Source organism: Streptomyces sp. NPDC034111, assembly GCF_055575375.1.
In genome coordinates, this window is the sequence record NZ_JBVIST010000037.1 from 1 (window position 1) to 18,053 (window position 18,053).

17 protein-coding genes and 1 rRNA gene are annotated in these 18,053 nt (G+C 71.8%); 10 read left to right on the forward strand and 8 right to left on the reverse strand.

Going from position 1 to position 18,053, the window contains the following annotated elements:
• The 3 genes from rrf to ACZ55A_RS36790 form a co-directional block, all read left to right on the forward strand.
• Nucleotides 1–92 (forward strand): 5S ribosomal RNA (rrf, locus tag ACZ55A_RS36780); the annotation flags it as partial.
• A gap of 208 nt (nucleotides 93–300) precedes the next feature.
• Nucleotides 301–1,374, forward strand: coding sequence for a hypothetical protein (locus ACZ55A_RS36785; RefSeq protein ID WP_468849440.1), 1,074 nt, complete (start codon nucleotides 301–303; stop codon nucleotides 1,372–1,374).
• Nucleotides 1,311–2,075 carry a tetratricopeptide repeat protein gene (locus ACZ55A_RS36790; protein ID WP_468849436.1) on the forward strand — a complete coding sequence of 255 codons (765 nt, stop codon included), beginning with the start codon at nucleotides 1,311–1,313 and terminating at the stop codon, nucleotides 2,073–2,075. Before ACZ55A_RS36785 ends, ACZ55A_RS36790 begins: the two co-directional genes overlap by 64 nt.
• Before the next feature lie 72 nt (nucleotides 2,076–2,147).
• Here the strand turns inward: ACZ55A_RS36790 and ACZ55A_RS36795 are convergent, their stop codons facing one another.
• The 5 genes from ACZ55A_RS36795 to ACZ55A_RS36815 form a co-directional block, all read right to left on the reverse strand.
• Complete coding sequence (locus ACZ55A_RS36795) at nucleotides 2,148–3,953, reverse strand: IucA/IucC family protein (RefSeq protein WP_468849414.1); 1,806 nt, start codon at nucleotides 3,951–3,953, stop codon at nucleotides 2,148–2,150.
• Nucleotides 3,950–4,519, reverse strand: a complete 570-nt coding sequence (locus ACZ55A_RS36800; protein ID WP_468849416.1) for a GNAT family N-acetyltransferase — start codon at nucleotides 4,517–4,519, stop codon at nucleotides 3,950–3,952. Before ACZ55A_RS36800 ends, ACZ55A_RS36795 begins: the two co-directional genes overlap by 4 nt.
• The gene (locus tag ACZ55A_RS36805) at nucleotides 4,516–5,850 is read right to left on the reverse strand and encodes a lysine N(6)-hydroxylase/L-ornithine N(5)-oxygenase family protein (RefSeq protein WP_468849417.1); all 1,335 of its coding nucleotides are present in this window, start codon (nucleotides 5,848–5,850) and stop codon (nucleotides 4,516–4,518) included. Before ACZ55A_RS36805 ends, ACZ55A_RS36800 begins: the two co-directional genes overlap by 4 nt.
• Before the next feature lie 35 nt (nucleotides 5,851–5,885).
• A complete protein-coding gene (locus tag ACZ55A_RS36810; RefSeq protein ID WP_468849419.1) occupies nucleotides 5,886–7,421 on the reverse strand; it encodes a pyridoxal phosphate-dependent decarboxylase family protein in 1,536 nt (511 codons plus the stop codon).
• 156 nt (nucleotides 7,422–7,577) lie between these two features.
• Nucleotides 7,578–8,843, reverse strand: a complete 1,266-nt coding sequence (locus ACZ55A_RS36815) for a DUF1015 family protein (RefSeq protein ID WP_468849420.1) — start codon at nucleotides 8,841–8,843, stop codon at nucleotides 7,578–7,580.
• A 176-nt stretch (nucleotides 8,844–9,019) separates the two neighbouring features.
• Here ACZ55A_RS36815 and ACZ55A_RS36820 point away from each other — a divergent pair, with 176 nt between their 5' ends.
• Nucleotides 9,020–10,069, forward strand: a complete 1,050-nt coding sequence (locus ACZ55A_RS36820) for an HAD-IIA family hydrolase (RefSeq protein WP_468849422.1) — start codon at nucleotides 9,020–9,022, stop codon at nucleotides 10,067–10,069.
• A 46-nt stretch (nucleotides 10,070–10,115) separates the two neighbouring features.
• Here ACZ55A_RS36820 and ACZ55A_RS36825 read toward each other — a convergent pair whose 3' ends face one another.
• Both ACZ55A_RS36825 and ACZ55A_RS36830 read right to left on the reverse strand, forming a co-directional pair.
• Nucleotides 10,116–11,006, reverse strand: coding sequence for a siderophore-interacting protein (locus tag ACZ55A_RS36825; protein WP_468849424.1), 891 nt, complete (start codon nucleotides 11,004–11,006; stop codon nucleotides 10,116–10,118).
• Between the two features lie 97 nt (nucleotides 11,007–11,103).
• Nucleotides 11,104–12,132, reverse strand: a complete 1,029-nt coding sequence (locus tag ACZ55A_RS36830) for an ABC transporter substrate-binding protein (protein WP_468849425.1) — start codon at nucleotides 12,130–12,132, stop codon at nucleotides 11,104–11,106.
• A 67-nt stretch (nucleotides 12,133–12,199) separates the two neighbouring features.
• Between ACZ55A_RS36830 and ACZ55A_RS36835 the strand changes: the two genes are divergently transcribed.
• The 3 genes from ACZ55A_RS36835 to ACZ55A_RS36845 all read left to right on the forward strand — a co-directional run bounded on the left by ACZ55A_RS36835 (nucleotide 12,200) and on the right by ACZ55A_RS36845 (nucleotide 15,257).
• On the forward strand, nucleotides 12,200–13,249 hold the full coding sequence (locus ACZ55A_RS36835; RefSeq protein WP_468849427.1) for a FecCD family ABC transporter permease: 1,050 nt from the start codon (nucleotides 12,200–12,202) through the stop codon (nucleotides 13,247–13,249).
• Nucleotides 13,246–14,313 carry a FecCD family ABC transporter permease gene (locus ACZ55A_RS36840; RefSeq protein WP_468849428.1) on the forward strand — a complete coding sequence of 356 codons (1,068 nt, stop codon included), beginning with the start codon at nucleotides 13,246–13,248 and terminating at the stop codon, nucleotides 14,311–14,313. The genes ACZ55A_RS36835 and ACZ55A_RS36840 overlap by 4 nt, the downstream gene beginning before the upstream one ends.
• A 113-nt stretch (nucleotides 14,314–14,426) precedes the next feature.
• A complete protein-coding gene (locus tag ACZ55A_RS36845; RefSeq protein WP_468849429.1) occupies nucleotides 14,427–15,257 on the forward strand; it encodes an ABC transporter ATP-binding protein in 831 nt (276 codons plus the stop codon).
• Here ACZ55A_RS36845 and ACZ55A_RS36850 read toward each other — a convergent pair.
• Nucleotides 15,241–15,588, reverse strand: coding sequence for a sterol-binding protein (locus tag ACZ55A_RS36850; protein WP_468849430.1), 348 nt, complete (start codon nucleotides 15,586–15,588; stop codon nucleotides 15,241–15,243). The two genes, ACZ55A_RS36845 and ACZ55A_RS36850, sit on opposite strands and share 17 nt — an antisense overlap.
• A 74-nt stretch (nucleotides 15,589–15,662) precedes the next feature.
• Between ACZ55A_RS36850 and ACZ55A_RS36855 the strand changes: the two genes are divergently transcribed.
• Genes ACZ55A_RS36855 through ACZ55A_RS36865 form a run of 3 tightly spaced genes read left to right on the forward strand, consistent with a single transcriptional unit; the run spans nucleotide 15,663 to nucleotide 17,840 of the window.
• Nucleotides 15,663–16,079 (forward strand): hypothetical protein, encoded by a 417-nt coding sequence (locus tag ACZ55A_RS36855; protein WP_468849432.1) that lies wholly within the window; start codon nucleotides 15,663–15,665, stop codon nucleotides 16,077–16,079.
• A gap of 7 nt (nucleotides 16,080–16,086) precedes the next feature.
• Complete coding sequence (locus ACZ55A_RS36860; RefSeq protein WP_468849434.1) at nucleotides 16,087–16,902, forward strand: TlyA family RNA methyltransferase; 816 nt, start codon at nucleotides 16,087–16,089, stop codon at nucleotides 16,900–16,902.
• A 59-nt stretch (nucleotides 16,903–16,961) separates the two neighbouring features.
• Nucleotides 16,962–17,840, forward strand: coding sequence for an NAD kinase (locus ACZ55A_RS36865; protein ID WP_468849438.1), 879 nt, complete (start codon nucleotides 16,962–16,964; stop codon nucleotides 17,838–17,840).
• Nucleotides 17,841–18,053 lie beyond the last annotated feature (213 nt).

Consider the following 18,053-nt stretch of genomic DNA (forward strand, 5'->3'; position numbering starts at 1 on the left):
CGCCCGGTTACATTCCGAACCCGGAAGCTAAGCCTTTCAGCGCCGATGGTACTGCAGGGGGGACCCTGTGGGAGAGTAGGACGCCGCCGAACAATCTTTCAGGACCCTTGGTCCCAGCGTGCATGCTGGGACCAAGGGTCCTTTTTGCTGTTTTGAAACAAGCACAGCCCGAAGCGCGCCGAACTGGTCGGTGCGCGAGAATGAATGCAGTACCGAAGACAGGAGTCACGTCGATGTCCACCAACTCTTCCGACGATCGTTCGGAGCGCCGTCCGCAGCGGCGCGACGACGGTGACCGCGGTGGTTTCCGGCGTGATGACCGCGGGCCGCGTCGCGACAGCCGCGACGCCGACCGGGGTGAGCGCGGCGGTTTCCGACGTGATGAGCGTGGTGGCGGGCGCGGTGGGTTCCGCCGCGATGACCGGGACCGTCCCGCCGGCGGCGACCGCGGGGGATTCCGTGGTGGCGACCGTCGCGATGACCGGCCGCGTGGACCGCGTCGTGACGATGAGCGTGGCGGCGGGTTCCGTCGCGACGAGCGGGGCGGGGAGCGTCCTTCGTTCCGTCGTGATGACCGGCCGTCCGGGGGCGACCGTGGTGGGTTCCGTCGCGACGACCGTCGGGACGACCGGCGCGATGACCGGGGTGGATTCCGGCGGGATGACCGTTCCTCCGGTGGCGAGCGTGGTGGCTTCCGCGGCGGTGAGCGGGGCGGGGACCGTCCCGGGTTCCGGCGTGACGACCGCGGTGGCGAGCAGCGTGGTGGGTTCCGGCGTGACGAGCGTCGGGACGATCGTGGTGGTGACCGTGGTGGGTTCCGTCGTGATGAGCGGCGGGATGACCGTGGTGGTGACCGGCCTTCGTTCCGGCGTGATGACCGTGGTGGTGACCGGGGCGGGTTCCGTCGTGATGACCGTGGTGGCGATCGCGGTGGGTTCCGGCGCGATGACCGTGGTGGGGAGCGTCCTGCGTTCCGTCGTGATGACCGGCCGTCCGGGGGTGACCGTGGTGGGTTCCGTCGTGATGAGCGGCGGGATGACCGTGGTGGTGACCGGCCTTCGTTCCGGCGTGATGACCGCGGTGGTGAGCGGGGCGGGTTCCGTCGCGATGACCGGGGTGGCGACCGTGGTGGGTTCCGGCGGGACGACCGGGGGCCGCGGCGGGACGACCGGGGCGGTGAGCGCGGTGGGTTCCGGCGGGACGACGAGCGGGGCGGGCGTCGGCCGTACGGCGCGGGCCGTGGGCGGGACGACCGCCGCGACGACCGTCGCGATGACCGCCGTGACCGGGACCGGGAGCCGATCAAGCGGCTGCCGATTCCGGAGGACGTCACCGGTGACGAGATCGACAAGGATGTGCGGCAGGAGCTGCTGAGCCTGCCGAAGACGCTCGCCGAGGACGTTGCCAAGAACCTGGTGATGGTGGCGAAGCTGCTGGACGAGGACCCGGAGAAGGCGTACGGGTACTCGCGGGTGGCGCTGCGGCTGGCGTCCAGGGTTGCCGCGGTGCGCGAGGCGGCGGGCTTCGCGGCGTACGCGGTCGGTAAGTACAGCGAGGCGCTGGCGGAGTTCCGGGCGGCGCGGCGGATGACCGGTGGCGTGGAGCTGTGGCCCGTCATGGCGGACTGCGAGCGCGGTCTGGGCCGGCCGGAGAAGGCGCTGGCGATGGCCGGTGAGCCCGAGGTGCACAAGCTGGACAAGTCCGGTCAGGTCGAGATGCGGCTGGTCGCGGCGGGTGCCCGCCGGGACATGGGGCAGGCGGACGCCGCGGTGGTGACGCTGCAGAGCCCGGAGCTGGCGTCGAGCGCCGTGCACCCGTGGACCGCGCGGCTGCGGTACGCCTACGCGGATGCGCTGCTGGAGGTCGGCCGGAAGGACGAGGCGCGCGACTGGTTCGCCAGGGCGCTGGAGGCCGACCAGGGCGGTACGACGGACGCCTCGGACCGGCTTGCCGAGCTGGACGGGGTGGAGTTCACCGATGTGCTGGAGGAGTCCGGCGAGGTGGAGGAGGACGGCGACGCCGACGCGGCCGACCCGGCCGGTGCAGACTCCGGTGAGCGGCCCGAGGAGGGCTGAGCTTCCCGTGTGAGCGGAGAGTGAAGGGCGGGATCCCGTACGGGGTCCCGCCCTTCTGCGTTCGGGGGAGGGTCAGGCGGTGGGCGCGTAGGGGGCGATCGGGTTGGGGAGGGTGCCGACGAGCTGGAGGGCGCCCGCGGGGTCCTGGAGGTCGACCATCTGCTGGTTGTTGCGCAGCTGGAGGCGGTTGAGGCAGGAGAGCGCGAACTCGTCGGCGAACAGGTCGTACTGGGCGAACTTGTCGGCGAGGTGCGGGTTCGACTTCTGGTAGTCGGTGACGCACTCGGCGACCGTGCGCCAGAAGGTGTCCTCGTCGAGGATGCCGCGGTCGTCGAGGGTGCCGGACAGGAACCGGAAGAAGCAGTCGAAGACGTCGGTGAAGACGGAGAGCAGCTTCTTGTCGTCGGGGACGTCGGCGCGGATGCGTTCGACGGCGGGCGGCAGCACCGCGTCGGGGTCCATCACGGCGATCTCCTCGGCGATGTCCTTGAAGATCACGCGGTCCACCGCGCCGTCCTGGAGGACCAGGATGGCGTTCTCGCCGTGCGGCATGAAGACCAGGTCGTAGGCGTAGAAGGCGTGCAGGACCGGGGTGAGGTACGCGTCGAGGTAGCGGCGCAGCCAGACGGCCGGGTCGAGGCCGGACTGTGCGATGAGGGCGGCGGCGAACGAGCCGCCGTGGCGGTCGGTGTGGAGGAGCGAGGCCATGGTGGCCAGCCGCCCGCCGGGCTCCAGGGTGGGGACGGGGCTCTCCCGCCACAGGGCGGCGAGCATCTTCAGGTACGGGGAGCCCTTGTCGGTGGCGGCCTCGTACTGGCGGTGGTGGTAGCCGATCGCGGCGCGCTCGCGGATGATCGAGAAGCGGGCGGCCCGGAAGGTGTCGTCGGCGGCGATCAGGCGGGCGAGCCAGTCGTTGATGGCCGGGGTGGCCGTCATGTAGGCGGCGGACAGGCCGCGCATGAAGCCCATGTTGAGGACCGAGAGCGCGGTTTTGACGTAGTGGTGGGTGGGGTGGGTGGTGTTGAAGAAGGTGCGGATGGACTGCTGGGCGAGGTAGTCGTCGTCGCCGGGGCCCAGGCACACCAGGCGGTGCTGGGCGACCTCGGCGGCGAAGGTGACGGAGAGCTTGTTCCACCACTGCCAGGGGTGGGTGGGGAAGAGGTAGTAGTCGTCGGGGTCGAGGCCGAGGGCGGTGAGGGTGGCGGCGAAGCGGGTGCGGGTGTCCTCGCTGAGTTCGGCGCGGATGAGGGTGTCGTAGTCGAGGCCCGCGCCGGCGGTGAAGGTGGCGTGGTCGCGGCGGGCGGCGAGCCAGATCAGCCGGAGCGGGGTGGCGGTCTCGGGGGCGTAGGCGTGGTACTCGTGGATGCCGAAGCCGAGGCGGCCGTTGTTGGCGACGAAGCAGGGGTGGCCCTCGGTCATGCCGGTCTCGATGGCCTGGAAGCCGGCGGTGGCGAGTTCCGCTGCGGTGGGCTCGTCGGCGGCGAGCTTGTAGGCGGTGCCGGAGAGGGTGGAGCTGATCTCCTCCAGGTAGACCGGGAGGATGCCGTCGCCGAGGCCCAGGGAGTCGCGGAGTTCGATGAAGAACTCCAGGGCGTCCAGGGGGAGTTCGGTGTGGTCGCGGAGGCGGGTGATGCTGTCGGGGTCGACCTGCCAGTGGTCGAGGGCCTGTCTGCGGGCGGCGAAGCGGTACTCGGTGCGGCCGTCGTCGCTGGGTACGGCGTAGTGGGCGTCCTGCGGCAGGCGCTTGGGGGTGAGCAGCCGTTCATGGGCGAACTCGGCGAGGGCCTTGCGGATCAGCAGGCGGTTGGCGCGGGCCCACAGACGGGGGCTGAGGTGGGCGACGGCGTCCTGGGCGGTCGGCGTGGTGCCGGCGGTCATCGGTGGTCTCCTCGGGTGGCCAGGAACTGGTCGCGGGTGCAGGTGCTGAGGTGGGCGTCTTTGGAGGGGAGCGAGACGGTGCGCAGGATCTCGAAGCCGACGGCCGCGTTGAGGGCGTGGACGGCGGTGTTGCGGGTGTCCGGTTCGACGACGACGCGGTGGGTGGCCGGGTCGGCGAAGAGCATCTCCATGACGGTGGTGAGCACGGCGCGGGTGAAGCCGTGCAGCGGGGTGCCGGTGGGGGCGCACAGGAAGTGCATGCCGATGTCGCCGGGTTCGGCGGGGTGGATGCCGACCAGTTCGCGGTGGGCCGGGTCGTAGCGCTCCATGAGGAAGGCGGGGGTGCCGTTGTGCAGGCCGAGGAAGGCGTCGTGGAAGGGGTCGGCGGCGATCCGGGCGAACTCCTTCTCCACGGCGGCCAGGTCGCAGTCCTGCATCAGCCAGAAGGCGGCTTTGGGGTGGGTGACCCAGCGGTGCAGCAGTGCGGCGTCGGCGGGCGGATCGACCGGGCGCAGCGCGAACTCCCCGAGTACGGGGTCGGTGCGGGTGAAGACGGGGGCGGTCATACGGGTATCTCCGTGGGGTGGTGCGAACCGGCCGGTGCGGCGAACTCCTGGAAGGCGATGGCCTTCTCGACCGGGTAGTGCTCACGGCCCAGCAGCTCGCGGATGATGCAGGAGTTGCGGTACGCGGCCATGCCGAGGTCGGGGGTGACGAAGCCATGGGTGTGCAGCTCGGCGTTCTGCACGAAGATGCCGTGGCCGGTGGTGTCGATGCTGTAGTTGCGGGCCACGTCGTAGCGGCCGGTGGCGTCCCAGACGATCCGGTCGCGGACCGGGGTGAGGAAGTCCGGTACGCGGTAGCGGTAGCCGGTGGCGAGGACCAGGCCCTGGGTGTCCAGGGAGAAGTCGGTGCCTTGTTCCTCCTGGCGCAGGCCGAGGGTGTAGGTGCCGGTGGTCTCGTCGTAACGCGCGCTGTTCAGGGCGGTGTTGGTGAGCAGCCGGGTGCGGACCGGGCCGGCCAGGTTCTTCTGGTAGAGCAGATCGAAGATGTCGTTGATCAGCGCCGAGTCGATGCCCTTGTAGAGGTGCTTCTGGGTGGCGTTGAGCCGGTCGCGGGTGGCCGGGGGGAGGGCGTGGAAGTAGTCCACGTACTCCGGGGAGGTCATCTCCAGGGTGAGCTTGGTGTATTCGAGGGGGAAGAAGCGCGGGGAGCGGGTGGCCCAGGTCAGCCGGTAGCCGTGGCTGTCGACGTCCTGGAGGAGGTCGTGGTAGATCTCGGCCGCGCTCTGGCCGCTGCCGATGAGGGTGATCGAGTCCTTGGCCTGGAGGGCGGGCTTGGCGTCCAGGTAGTCGGTGTTGTGCAGCAGATCGCCGCCCAGGCCCCGGCAGGCTTCGGGGAGGTGGGGCGGGGTGCCGGTGCCCAGGACGAGTTTGCGGGCGTGGAAGGTGCGGCGTTCGCCGGTGGGCAGGTGCTCGGCGTGGACGGCGTAGAGCTCGTCGCGCTCGTCGTACTCGACGGTGGTGACCTGGTGGGCGAAGCGGATCGAGTCGAGTTGGCCGGCCGCCCAGCGGCAGTAGTCGTTGAACTCGGCGCGCAGCGGATAGAAGCTCTCGCGGATGTAGAACGGGTAGATCCGCCCGGACTGCTTGAGGTAGTTGAGGAAGGAGAAGGGGGAGGTGGGGTCGGCGAGGGTGACCAGGTCGGCCATGAAGGGGACCTGGAGGTGGCTGCTGTCCAGCATCATGCCGGGGTGCCAGTCGAAGGCCGCCTTGTCGTCCAGGAACAGGCCGTTCAGGCCGTCGATCGGTTCGGTCAGGCAGGCCAGGCCCAGGTTGAACGGGCCCAGGCCGATGGCGAGGAAGTCGTACGGGGAGGCGTCGTAAGGGGCGGACACAGGGGTCTCCGGGAGAGGGATCGGCTCGGGGGAGGTCAGCGCGCGGTGAGCGCCGGCCGGGGCTGCTCGGCGAGGAAGGTGCCGGCGTGCTCGGCGATCAGGTCGAGGACGGTGGCGATGTCCTCGAGCGTGGTCTCCGGGTTGAGCAGGGTGAACTTGAGGTAGTGGCGGCCGTCGACCGTGGTGCCCGCGACGATCGCGTCGCCGGAGGCGAACAGGGCTTCCCGGGCGTGCAGATTGACCCGGTCGGCGAGTTCGGGGTCGCCGTCGTCGCCGCCGGGCAGGTAGCGGAAGACCAGGGTGCTCAGCTGCGGTGCGACGACGACCTCGAAGCGGGGGTCGTCATGGAGGAGCTTCCAGGCGTCCGCGGCGCGGTCGATGACCTCGTCGAAGAGTTCGCCGACGGCCCGGGCGCCCATGATGCGCAGGGTGAGCCAGAGCTTGAGGGCGTCGAAGCGGCGGGTGGTCTGGATCGACTTGTCGACCTGGTTGGGGATGCGCTTTTCGGCCATCCGGCGCGGGTTGAGATAGTCCGCGTGGTAGGTGACATGTCGAAGAGTCGACCGGTCGCGGACCAGGACGGCGCTGGAACTGACCGGCTGGAAGAAGGACTTGTGGTAGTCGACGGTCACCGAGTCGGCGCGCTCGATGCCGGAGAGCAGCTCGCGGCGGCGGGAGACCAGCAGCCCGCAGCCGTACGCCGCGTCGACGTGCATCCAGGCGCCGTACCGGTCGCACAGTTCGGCGATCTCGGGCAGCGGGTCGATGGAGCCGAAGTCGGTGGTGCCGGCGGTGGCGACCACGGCCATGGGTATCAGGCCGTCGCGTTCGCAGCGGGCCAGCTCGTCGGCCAGGCCGGCGGTGCGCATCCGCTTGTGTGCGTCGGCCGGGACGGTGAGGACGGCCTCCGCGCCCAGCCCCAGCAGGGTGGCGGCCTTACGGATGCTGAAGTGGCTGCACTCGGAGGTGAGGATGCGCAGCCGGGGCAGTACGTCGGTGAGCCGGGCACCGTCCGGCGCGCCCGCGCGGGTCAGTTCGCGCCGGCAGGCCTCGTCCCGGGCGAGCAGCATGGCCTGGAGGTTGGACTGGCTGCCGCCGCTGGTGAAGATGCCGTCGGCCCGCTCGCCGAGGCCGATCAGGCCGGCCGTCCAGTCGATCAGCCGGCGCTCGATGAGTGTGCCGCCGGCGCTCTGGTCCCAGGTGTCCAGGGAGGAGTTGACGGCGGAGAGCACCGCCTCGCCGACGAGGGCGGGGATCACCACGGGGCAGTTGAGGTGCGCGAGGTAGCGCGGGTGGTGGAAGTAGACGGCGTCGCGGAGGTAGACCTCGTCGAGTTCGTCGAGTGCGGCGGTGGCGTCGTGCAGGGGTGTGTCGAGGTCGACGCCGGCGACCGTGGGCAGCAGGCCGTCGACGGAGATGCCGGTGAACGGGCGGGCGGTTCCGGCGATTTTGGCGCTGATCCGCGTGACGCTCTCGGTGACCGCACGGTGGTAGCGGTGGGCCGTTCCGTTGGTGAGCAGATACGTCCGGCTGTCGGCCGGGTCCTCGGCGGGGTGCGCGAGGAGACTCATGAAGGTGTCCTCCCTGGTGCGGAGTTGACCACGTCCTGCGCAGGAAGGTGCGTGCGCAGGGGCAGGGAGACCCTGCCCGGCGACGTAGTGAGGTAAGCCTAACCTAACTACGACCCGGGAAGGGCTGGAGGTGCCGCGGGGCGGGCGGACCGGGCGTCAGTTGTCGTGGTCGTCCAGGGTGCGCAGCACCAGACCGGTGGCCGGCTTGGGCCCGAAGGACGTGGACTTGCGCGGCATCGTCACTCCGCATTCGGCGAGTTGACGGACCGTCTCCTCCGAGGTGGCGCGCATCAGCACCGCCGTCCCGCCGTGCCGTGCGGCATGTTCGACGGCGGCCCCGGTGTGGTGCAGATAGCTGATGTCGGACGGCCGGTCCGGGATGCGCCAGACCTCGTCCAGCAGGGCGGAGTGCAGCACGGTGGCGTCCAGCTGCCGCCAGGCCTCGGGCCGGTCGCGGCGGATCGTACGGTCCAGCAGACCGGGGTCCGGCCGGTCCAGCAGGTGGAAGGAGTCGCCGCCGGTCAGGACGAAGGCGGTGCCGGGCGTCTCCTCCAGGGCCGCCATCGCGGCGGACAGCCCGCCGGGGAGCGTACGGGCACGGAACGCGCCGGCCAGGTCCGCCAGTGCCTTGGCGGGCGGCAGATGCGGCAGCACCCGGTGGATCGCGCGGACCTGGAGCGGATAGCGGGCGGTGTCGACCAGCAGTACCAGGCCGGACGCCCAGGGCGAGGCGGCCGTGGCGCCGGGCTGCTGGTCGTAGAGCCGCTGGTAGGTGGCCCAGCGGTGGTGGCCGTCGGCGATCAGGGCCTGCCGGCGGGCGAGATCGTCGTCGATCGCCGCGAGATCGACGGGGTCGGTGACCGCCCACAGGCGGTGGGTGAAACCGTCCTCCGTGGTCGTCGCGAGCAGCGGAGCGCCCTCCGCCACCACCCGCTCGATGACCGCGGTGGCGCCGTTGGCGCTGTTCAGGCCACGGTAGGAGAGCAGCAACGGCTCGAAGTTTGCGGCCGCCGCACGCATCAGGGCGGCCCGGTCCTCGACGACCTCGGGGATCACGTCCTCGTGCGGCAGTACCGGGCCGTCCAGGCGCAGCGCACCGATCAGTCCGCGCTGGAGCACCTCGCCGGAGCGCTGCTCGTAGACGTACAGCGCGGGCTCGGCGTCCTGGGTCAGCACTCCCTCGGCGCGCCAGCGGTGCAGAGTGTCGGCGGCCTGGCGGTGGCGGGTGGCGGGGTCCGCGGCGTGCGGGAGGATCAGCCGGACGATGTTGTACGGATCGGCGGTCTCCAGATGGCGCACCCCCTCCGGCCGGACCACCACGTCGTACGGCGGCGAGGTCACGGCGGTCAGGCTGCTGACCCGTTCCGGGGCGTAGCGCAGTCCGCGGAACGGGAGGAGGCGGAGGCCGTCGGTACTGGTCATTGAAGAATGCTATGCCGCCGGCCCGATGAGGGAAGATCGGGGGACAGCCCGACGGTGGCCGGAAATATCGGTAGGCGCGGGACGGAGACCGGCGAGACCCGGCGGCGCGGGGCGCGCGCCCTTATGGTGCGCGCGGGCCCTTCGTACACACACATGGGAACGAGGAGCGAGACGGCATGAACGAGCAGATGCGCGGGCGGGCGGGAGGGGGCGGGCGACGTCGGCCCGACGGGTGCCGGCGCCCGCTGAGCGAGGCGTACGACACGGCGCTGCTGGATCTGGACGGGGTCGTCTACGCCGGCGGCCAGGCCGTCGCGCACGCCGTGGAGTCGCTGCTGCGCGCACACGACGGCGGGATGCACCTGGCGTATGTGACCAACAACGCCGCACGGACCCCGCAGACCGTCGCCGACCAGCTGACCGGGTACGGGCTGCCGGCCGGCCCGGACGATGTGATCACCTCGGCGCAGGCGGTGGCGCGGCTGATCGCCGACCAGGTGCCGGCCGGCGCGCGGGTACTGGCCGTCGGGGGCGACGGCCTGGTGGTGGCGCTGCGCGAGCGCGGTCTGGAACCGGTCTTCTCCGTGGACGACGAGCCGGCGGCCGTGGTGCAGGGATTCGACCCCACGCTGGACTGGGAGCGGCTGGCGCAGGCCGCGTACGCGGTGCAGCGCGGGGTGCCGTGGTTCGCGTCCAACACCGATCTGACCATCCCGAAGGAGCGCGGGATCGCCCCGGGCAACGGGGCGTTGGTGGAGGTGGTGCGGACCGCCGCGGGCGGGACGCCTCAGGTGGCCGGCAAGCCGCTGCCGCCGATGCACCGGGAGACGGTGCTGCGCACCGGGGCCCGGCGGCCGCTGGTGGTCGGGGACCGGCTCGATACGGACATCGAGGGCGCCTACAACGGCGAGGTCGACGCGCTGCTGGTGCTCACCGGTGTCACCACCGCCGCCGAGCTGCTGGCCGCCCCGCCGCAGCACCGCCCGGCCTACGTGGACGCCGATCTGCGCGGACTGCTCACCCCGCAGCCGGAGGTGACCGCGGACAACGGCGGTTTCCGGTGCGGCGGCTGGCGGGCCGAGGCGTCCGGGGACACCCTCGACGTGGCGGGCGCGGGCACCCCGCTGGACGGGCTGCGGGCGCTGTGCGCGGCGGCCTGGACGGCGGCGGGCGAGGGCAGTTGCCCCGCGGACGCGGGCAAGGCGCTGGCGCGGATCGGGATGTGAGGGGCCGGGGCCCGGGCGGGGCCCCGGCGCACCGCGGCGGCGGGCCTCAGTCCTCTTCGGCCGTCGCCGTCCCCGCCGTCAGCTCCGCGAGCAGCTCCTCCTCGCTGGCGCCGCGCCGCCAGTAGCCGGTGAACTTGACGGCCCGGCGGTCGAATCCGCGCTCACCGACCAGATGCCGGCGCACCGCCTTGACGGTCCCGGCCTCACCGGCGATCCAGGCGTACGGCGTGCCCGCGGGCAGTCCGGCGGCGCGCAGCGCGTCGAGCACCGGCTCGTGGGGGGCCGCGGCCGCCCCGTCCCGGACGAGCCAGGTGATCTCGGCGTCCGCGAGGGTCGGCAGCGGCTGCCGGTCGTCCTCATGACCGGTCTCGATCCAGACCTCGGCCCGGGTGCCGGGGGAGAGCCAGGCCAGGATGCCGGCGATCGCGGGCAGCGCCGTCTCGTCGCCGGTGAGCAGGATCCAGTCGGTGCCGGCCGGCGGGCGGAAGTCGACGCCGCCGTTGTCCTCGACGACGGGGGCGAGGACGGTCAGCCGGTCGCCGGGGCGGGCCCGCGCGGCCCAGCGGGAGGCCGGGCCGCCGGTCATGGCGGCGGCCCCCGGCTCGGCGCCGTGCAGCGCGAAGTCGACATCGAACTCCCCAGCGCCCGTGCGCTGTTCGCGGATCGTGTACGAGCGCATCAGCGGGCGCTCGGCCGGGTCCTGGGCCCGCCAGGTCGTGTACCAGCCCTCGCCGGTGTCGTGGAAGACCGGCCGGTCCTGGTGGGGCTGTGGGAGGAAGAGCTTGAAGCGCTGGTCACGGCCGCCGGAGACCAGCTCCTCCAGCCGTTCGCCGCCGAAGGTGACCCGCACCATGGAGGGGCCGAGCCGTCGGGAGCGGACGACCTGCACATCGAAGAAGCGGAACGGCGCGGTGGCGGGGGCGGCGGTCGTGGTCATGGGGGAGAACCTCCCGGGACGGTGGTGGGGGTCGGGACGGTGCAGGCGCGGTGGAAGGCGTTCTCCCGCGTTCCACCGCGGCCGTTGAACGCGTGCGTCAGTTGACCTTCTTGGCGCTCTCGATCGCCTTGGCCAGCGACTCGACGAGCGGTGCGGCGCCCGCGTAGGAGAAGCGCGGTTCGCTCGACCAGGGCGTGATCTGGCCGGCCTTGACGGCGGGCAGCTTCGCCCAGGAGGGCTTGGCGGCCAGGTCCTTGGGCTGGAGGGTGGCGGTCCGGTTGTCCAGCAGGAGCACATCGGCCTTGTACTTGTCGGCGTTCTCCCAGCTGAGGCTCTCGAAGTAGCCGCCCTTGTCCAGGTGGTCGGGGACGATCAGGTCGACGCCGAGGGACTTGTAGTACATGAGGTCGGCGTTGATACCGGGGTTGGAGGCGTAGAAGAGGTCGGGGCTGCCGGAGCAGGCGAGCACCTTGACCGGGTGGGACTTCGCGGCCCGGCGCAGCTTCTCGGAGGCCTGCTCGAAGCGGGTCTTGGCGTCGGTGACCCGCTTGGCCTTCAGGTCGGAGCCGAGCGACTGCGCCAGCTCGGCGTAGCGCTCGATGATCTTGACGAGCGGGGTGCGGGACGAGGTGAGGGCGACGGACTTGGCCAGCCCGGTGATCTTGTCCTTGCTGTCGTCCGGGACGAACCACAGCGCGCCCGGCTCGTACATGTTGGTGACCAGCAGGTCGGGCCGCAGCCCCGCGTACTTCTCCACGTTGAACTGGTTGTAGGCGTTACCGATGATGGTGACCTTGTCGACGTCGAGGTCACCGGCCTGCGGATCGGGCTTGCCGTTCTTGAGCGTGGTGGGGCCGAAGACGCCGACGATCTGGTCGTCGATCCCGAAGTCGTGCAGTGCGGCGGCGGTGCCGGTGAAGGCGACGATGCGCTGCGGGGTGCTCTTGAGGGAGACCTTCTGCTTGCGGTCGTCGGTGAAGGACCACGGGCCGCCCTTGGCACCGCTGTTGGCGCCCGCCACCCCTGATTTCCCGCCGCAGGCGGCGAGCAGCGCGCCGATGCCGACGGCGCCGCCGGCGGCCAGGATTCCGCGGCGGGACAGAGTGACGTTCCGGGACGTGCTCATGGTGGGTGTGCTTCTCTCTGGGAGGGCCTGCATGGGGTGAATGTGAGGGTAGGCTAACCTAACCATCGTGTTGGTCGACAGTCCCCCCGCAGCCACAACGGCCCCGGCCCCCGCGGCACCCCGACGGCGGCAAGTCCTGCGCGCCACGGGGCTGGTCGCCTCCGTGGCCGTACTGGCCGTCATCGCCGTCCTCGGAATCGCCGTCGGCGCCAAGCAGATTCCCCTCGACCAGGTGTGGCACGGGGTGTTCCACTACTCCGGCACCGACACCGATGTGGTGGTCCACGACGTGCGCATCCCGCGCACCCTGCTCGGTCTGCTCGCCGGCGCCGCGCTGGGCCTGGCCGGCACGGTCATGCAGGCGCTGACCCGGAATCCCCTGGCGGACCCCGGAGTTCTGGGCATCAACGCCGGCGCCTCGGCCGCCGTGGTCACCGCCATCAGCTTCTTCGGCGTCACCTCGCTGACCGGCTATGTGTGGTTCGCCTTCGCCGGTGCCGCGCTGGTCTCCGTCGCGGTCTACGTCCTCGGCGGCACCCGCGGCGCCACTCCCGTACGCCTCGCCCTCGCCGGCACCGCGCTCACCGCCGTCCTCACCGGCTACCTCAACGCCGTCAACCTGATGGACAACGCCGCACTCGACAAGATGCGCTTCTGGACGGTCGGTTCGCTGGCCGCCGCCACCCTTCCGACGGTCACCGGGATCGCCCCGTTCCTCGCCGTCGGCGGTGCCCTGGTACTGCTGATCGCCCGTCCGCTGAACGCCCTCGCGCTCGGCGACGACCAGGCGCGGGCACTGGGCGCCCGGCTGACCCGCACCCGGGTCCTGGCGATGCTCGCGGTCACCCTGCTGTGCGGCGGCGCGACCGCCGCCTGCGGCCCGATCGTCTACGTCGGCCTGATGGTTCCGCATGCCGTACGGGCCCTCACCGGGCCCGACATCCGCTGGATCCTGCCGTACTCCGCGGTGCTCTCACCGGTCCTGCTGCTCGGCGCGGACATCCTCGGCCGGGTCGCGGCCCGCCCCGGCGAGCTCCAGGTCGGCATCGTCACGGCCGTCGTCGGCGGCCCGGTCTTCATCTACCTCGTACGGCGTCGGAGGATGGCCCAGCTGTGAGTACCACCGTCAAGCCCCGGCAGGGCACCCAGCGGGTGCGGGCACTGCGCACCAGGGGCGGGCTCTCGCTGCGCCTGGACGTCCGCGCCGTCCTCGTCGGACTGCTGCTGCTGGCGCTCGCGCTGGCCGCCGGCATCGCGCTGATCGGCTCCGGCGACTACCCGATGACGCCCGGCGAGGTGGTCGGCGCGCTGACCGGCGGCGGCGACGCCGGCCAGACGTTCATCGTGCAGGACCTGCGGCTGCCAAGGGTGCTGGTGGGGCTGCTGGTCGGCGCCGCGTTCGGGATATCCGGGGCGGTCTTCCAGACCGTCTCGCGCAACCCGCTGGGCAGCCCGGACTTCCTCGGCTTCACCCAGGGCTCGTCCGTCGGCGCGCTGACCGCCATCGTCTACTTCCAGGCGGGGACCTTCGCGGTCGCGGCCGGAGCGGTGGCCGGCGGGGTGGTCACCGGGCTCGCCGTCTTCCTGCTCGCCTGGAAGCGCGGCATCCACGGCTACCGCTTCGTGCTCGTCGGCATCGGGGCGAGCGCCATGCTCTACGCGCTGGTGCTCTACCTCATCACCAAGGCGAACATCGTCGAGGCCACCCGGGCCACCACCTGGATGACCGGCTCCCTCAACGGCCGTGACTGGGACCAGGTCTGGCCGCTGGCCGCGGTCTGCGCCGTCTGCTTCCCGCTGGTGCTGTGCTACGGGCGGCCGCTGCGGATGCTGGAGATGGGCGATGACGCCGCGTACGCGCTCGGCGTACGGGTGGACCGGGTCCGCATCGTCGCCCTGCTGGCCGCGGTCGTGCTGGTCTCCTCCGCCACCGCGGCGGCCGGGCCGATCTCCTTCGTGGCGCTCACCGCGCCTCAGCTGGCCCGGCGGCTGACCCGCTCTCCCGGCCCCAACCCGGTCCCCGCCGCCCTCATGGGGGCCCTGCTGCTGGTCGCCTCCGACTGGGCCTCCCAGCGGCTCTTCGGCGCCGACCAGCTGCCGGTGGGCGTGCTGACCGGCGTCCTCGGCGGCGGCTATCTGCTGTGGCTGCTGGCCACGGAGCGGAAGGCGGGGCGGATATGAGCGGGGTTGAGCGGACCGGAGCGGAGCGGCCGGGCACCGTGTGGCGGCGGCCCGGCGCCGGCGGGCCGTCCACCGTGCCACAGCAGCGACACCACAACCCCAGGAGTTCCCCAGTGAGCCGTCTCACGGCCGAGAACGTCACCCTCGCCTACGACCAGCGGGTCATCGCCGAGAACCTTTCGGTCGCCGTCCCCGACCACTCCTTCACCGTCATCGTGGGCCCCAACGCGTGCGGCAAGTCCACGCTGCTGCGCGCCCTGTCGCGGATGCTCAGGCCGGCCGCCGGCTCGGTCCTGCTGGACGGCACCGCGATCTCGTCGCTCCCGGCCAAGAAGGTCGCCCGGACGCTGGGGCTGCTGCCGCAGTCCTCCACAGCGCCGGACGGGATCACGGTCGCCGACCTGGTGGCGCGCGGCCGCTATCCGCACCAGGGGCTGCTGCGCCAGTGGTCGGCCGACGACGAGCGGATCGTCCAGGAGTCGATGGCGGCGACCGGCGTCGGCGAGCTGGCCGACCGCTATGTCGACGAGCTCTCCGGCGGCCAGCGGCAGCGGGTGTGGATCGCGATGGCGCTCGCCCAGCAGACCCCGCTCTTCCTCCTGGACGAGCCGACGACATACCTGGACATCCAGCATCAGATCGAGGTGCTGGACCTGTGCGCGGAACTGCACGAGGAGCAGGGGCGCACCCTGGTCGCCGTACTGCACGACCTCAACCACGCCGCCCGCTACGCGACCCATCTCATCGCCATGAAGGACGGCGCGGTCATCGACCAGGGCGCGCCGTCCGACATCGTCACCGCGGAGCTGGTGGAACAGGTCTTCGGGATCGGCTGTCAGGTCATCGACGACCCGGAGACCGGAACGCCCCTGGTCGTGCCCGCCGCGCGGCAGCCGCGCCACGGCCGGCGGCCGGCGGCGCGGGCGACTACAGCAGCGTCCTGAGGCGCAGCAGATCGCGCAGACCGGCCTCCAGCTTGACCCGGCCGCTGCCCCAGGCCTTGGCGAAGTTCAGCCGGCCGTCGACCAGCGCGACCAGATCGTCGCCCGTCATCGTCAGCCGGATCTCGGCCTTCCGCGGGGGAGGGCCGGGGACACCGGTGACGTCCTTGAGGGTGCCGTCGGCCAGCCGCCCGAGGAACGTCACATCGAGATCGGTGATCCGGCAGCTGAGCGAACGGTCGAGCGTGGCGGCACTGCGGACACTGCCGTCGGCGGAGGAGAGATTCTGGGCCAGCCGGTCGAGCGCGGCACGGCACTGGTCGAGAGTTGCCATCCCGCCCGACGATACGCCAGGTCGCGGACGGCTCGTTCGCCCCTGAGCGCGCCGGCCGAGGTAGCGTCGGGGACATGGAAGAGCCGACGTCCGGCCCGGAGCCGGAGGCGCCCGCGGTGACCGCGGAGCCAGGGGAGCCTGCCGCGAACGCGGGGCCCGAGGGGGCCGCGCCCGGGGAAACCGCGCAGGCCGGGGACCCTGTGCCGCCCGGAGCAGCCGGGGAGGGCGGGGAGACCCAGCGGCCCGGAGCGCCGGACGGGCCCGCCGGGCCGCAGCCGCTCGGGGTGGGGGTGAGCCCCACCGGACAGGCCGCGGTCGATACCGCGCTGCGGCGCCTCGTCGACGCCGACCACCTGCCGTCGAGTGGACACCTCCAGGTGTACGAGGATGTGCACCGGGGGCTGCGCGATGTGCTGGCCGGTCTCGACCAGCACCCCGGGCCGCCCACACCTTCCTCGACTTTCTCGACGACGCACGACAACAGGAGCTGAACCACAGGTGGCAGGAGTGGCACGACGCCGACTCGACGCGGAGCTGGTGCGCCGCAAGCTGGCCCGTTCCCGCGAGCACGCCGGCCAGCTGATCGCCGCGGGCCGGGTGACCGTCGGCGGCACCACAGCGACCAAGCCGGCCACCCAGGTGGAGACCAGCGCCGCCCTGGTCGTACGCGCCGACGAGAACGACCCCGACTATGTCTCGCGCGGCGGCCACAAGCTCGCCGGAGCATTCGCCGCCTTCGTCCCGCTCGGCCTGAAGATCGAGGGCCGGCGGGCGCTGGACGCGGGCGCCTCGACCGGTGGCTTCACCGATGTGCTGCTGCGGGCCGGCGCGGGTCATGTCGTCGCCGTCGACGTCGGCTACGGCCAGCTCGCCTGGTCGCTCCAGAGCGACGACCGGGTCACCGTGAAGGACCGCACCAACGTACGCGAGTTGACGCTGGAGCAGATCGACTCCCAGCCCGTCGACATCGTCGTCGGCGATCTCTCCTTCATCCCGCTGGGACTCGTACTGCCCGCGCTGGTCGGCTGCGCGGCGCCGGACGCGGACCTGGTGCTGATGGTCAAGCCGCAGTTCGAGGTCGGCAAGGAGCGGCTGGGCAGCGGCGGGGTGGTGCGCAGCGCGGCGCTGCGGGCCGAGGCGGTGTGCGCCGTCGCGGGCCGAGCGGCGGAACTGGGACTTGGCGTACTTGGAGTAGTTGCGAGCCCGCTGCCTGGACCTTCCGGGAATGTCGAGTACTTTCTGTGGCTGCGCGCCGGGGCGCCTGCACTCGACCCGGCGGATGTCGACCGTGCAGTGGCGGAGGGGCCTCGTTGACCACTACCCAGGCAGTTGAAGGCAGCGCAGCACACGAGAACGCCGGAGCCGGGCGGACGGTGTTCCTGCTCGCCCACACCGGCCGTCCCGCGGCCATCCGCAGCGCCGAACTCGTCGTCCAGGGCCTGCTGCGCTGCGGCATCGGGGTGCGGGTGCTGGCGGAGGAGGCCGCGGATCTGCCGCTGCCGGCCGCGGTCCAGCGTGTCGAGTCCGAGCAGTGCGCCGCCGAGGGCTGCGAACTGCTGGTCGTGCTGGGCGGTGACGGCACGCTGCTGCGCGGCGCGGACTTCGCCAGGACCTCCGGCGTCCCGATGCTCGGCGTCAACCTCGGCCGGGTCGGCTTCCTCGCCGAGGCCGAACGCGATGACCTCGACAAGGTGGTGGACCGGGTCGTCACCCGCTCCTACGAGGTCGAGGAGCGGATGACGCTCGACGTCCTCGTCCGCAACAACGGCAACGTCGTGCACACCGACTGGGCCCTGAACGAGGCGTCGGTGGAGAAGGCCGCACGGGAGCGGATGCTGGAGGTCGTCACCGAGGTCGACGGCCGGCCGGTCTCCCGCTTCGGCGGTGACGGCGTGGTCTGTGCGACCCCGACCGGCTCGACCGCGTACGCCTTCTCGGCCGGCGGACCGGTCGTCTGGCCCGAGGTCGAGGCCCTGCTGATGGTCCCGATCAGCGCCCACGCCCTCTTCGCCAAGCCGCTGGTCACCTCGCCGCGCTCGGTCCTCGCCGTCGAGGTCCAGCCCAAGACCCCGCACGGTGTGCTGTGGTGCGACGGCCGCCGCACCGTCGAACTCCCCGCCGGCGCTCGCGTCGAGGTCCGCCGCGGTGCCCTCCCCGTACGCCTGGCGCGACTGCATCACGCCTCCTTCACGGACCGTCTGGTCGCCAAGTTCGCCCTCCCGGTGGCGGGGTGGCGGGGGGCGCCGCACTAGGCCGTTTCTGATGGCTCTTGCCAGGGTGGGTGGATCAGTGCTCCAGCTGGGCAGCTGCGTCTTATGGTGCGGCGACATGAGCTCACGGACGCGCAGTGGCAGAAGATCGAGGCTTTACGAAGCTGTCCGGAAACAAAGCGTTGCTTCGCAGGCCCCAAGATCGTTGATCTTGCATGCTCATATCCCAGCCGGTGTCTCGTCAACTCGCGGCTC

Excerpts from the sequence above, each read along its gene's own strand:
- ACZ55A_RS36795 (WP_468849414.1), bottom strand. The coding sequence starts at position 3,953 with ATGACCGCCGGCACCACGCCGACCGCCCAGGACGCCGTCGCCCACCTC.
- ACZ55A_RS36800 (WP_468849416.1), bottom strand. The coding sequence starts at position 4,519 with ATGACCGCCCCCGTCTTCACCCGCACCGACCCCGTACTCGGGGAGTTC.
- ACZ55A_RS36810 (WP_468849419.1), bottom strand. The coding sequence starts at position 7,421 with ATGAGTCTCCTCGCGCACCCCGCCGAGGACCCGGCCGACAGCCGGACG.
- ACZ55A_RS36815 (WP_468849420.1), bottom strand. The coding sequence starts at position 8,843 with ATGACCAGTACCGACGGCCTCCGCCTCCTCCCGTTCCGCGGACTGCGC.
- ACZ55A_RS36820 (WP_468849422.1), top strand. The coding sequence starts at position 9,020 with ATGAACGAGCAGATGCGCGGGCGGGCGGGAGGGGGCGGGCGACGTCGG.
- ACZ55A_RS36825 (WP_468849424.1), bottom strand. The coding sequence starts at position 11,006 with ATGACCACGACCGCCGCCCCCGCCACCGCGCCGTTCCGCTTCTTCGAT.
- ACZ55A_RS36830 (WP_468849425.1), bottom strand. The coding sequence starts at position 12,132 with ATGAGCACGTCCCGGAACGTCACTCTGTCCCGCCGCGGAATCCTGGCC.
- ACZ55A_RS36850 (WP_468849430.1), bottom strand. The coding sequence starts at position 15,588 with ATGGCAACTCTCGACCAGTGCCGTGCCGCGCTCGACCGGCTGGCCCAG.
- ACZ55A_RS36855 (WP_468849432.1), top strand. The coding sequence starts at position 15,663 with ATGGAAGAGCCGACGTCCGGCCCGGAGCCGGAGGCGCCCGCGGTGACC.